Below are 834 nucleotides of genomic sequence, written 5' to 3' on the forward strand. Positions count from 1 at the left end.
AATTGCTCTAAGGCCTGTTGATATTCAGGATTCCCATCCGGGGCTGAGCGTGATTCAAGCTTCGGATGGAACGATTCGTATTGACGGACGCCCAGTGGGCGAAGATGGAACCGCATTGTCTTGGCAAGCCGACGGACCCTGGGCGAAGCGGGACTGACAATCGCCTGTTTGTCGAGGCTGTTCTTTGGATCGTGCGGACGGGAAGCCCTTGGCGCGATCTGCCTGCCTCCTTCGGGAAGTGGAACAGTGTCTTCACGCGATACCGAGGTTGGGTCAAAACCGATGTTTTCATTCGGCTTTTCGAAGCGTGCTCTGACGAGCCGGACATGGAGTATGCCATGGTCGATGCCACTATCGTCAAGGTCCATCGGCACGGCCAGGGCGCAAAAGGGGGACTCAGAGCCAGGCCATCGGTCGCTCCAAGGGCGGCATGACAACCAAAATCCTGGCGCTCACCGATGCCCTCGGCAATCTCGTGCGCTTCATCCTGCTGCCGGGCCATCGCTTCGATACCGTTGGCGTTGAACCGCTCATCAAGGGCCTCGCCTTCGACGCGCTGATCGCGGACAAGGCATTCGATAGCAACAGTATCGTGGCAGAACTCAACGAGCGCGGCGCCAAGATCGTCATCTCCCAGCATTCGCGCCGCACAAAGCCGCTGCCGCTCGATGTCGAGATGTACAAATGGCGTCACCTGATCGAAAACTTCTTCTGTAAACTCAAAGAGTTCAAGCGCATCGCCATGCGAGCCGACAAAACCGACCAGAGCTTCAACGCCATTATCCATCTCGCCGCCGCCGTCATAAACTCAAGATGAATCTCAACAGGCCCTAG

At 57.2% G+C, this 834-nt stretch carries 1 pseudogene; it reads left to right on the forward strand.

Annotation, left to right across the window (positions count from 1 at the left end):
* The first annotated feature begins 104 nt into the window (after nt 1-104).
* A pseudogene (locus tag AB6802_RS30045) lies at nt 105-817 on the forward strand (IS5 family transposase).
* Nucleotides 818-834 lie beyond the last annotated feature (17 nt).

Source organism: Mesorhizobium sp. RCC_202 (assembly GCF_041355295.1).
Taxonomy (GTDB): Bacteria; Pseudomonadota; Alphaproteobacteria; order Rhizobiales; family Rhizobiaceae; genus Mesorhizobium.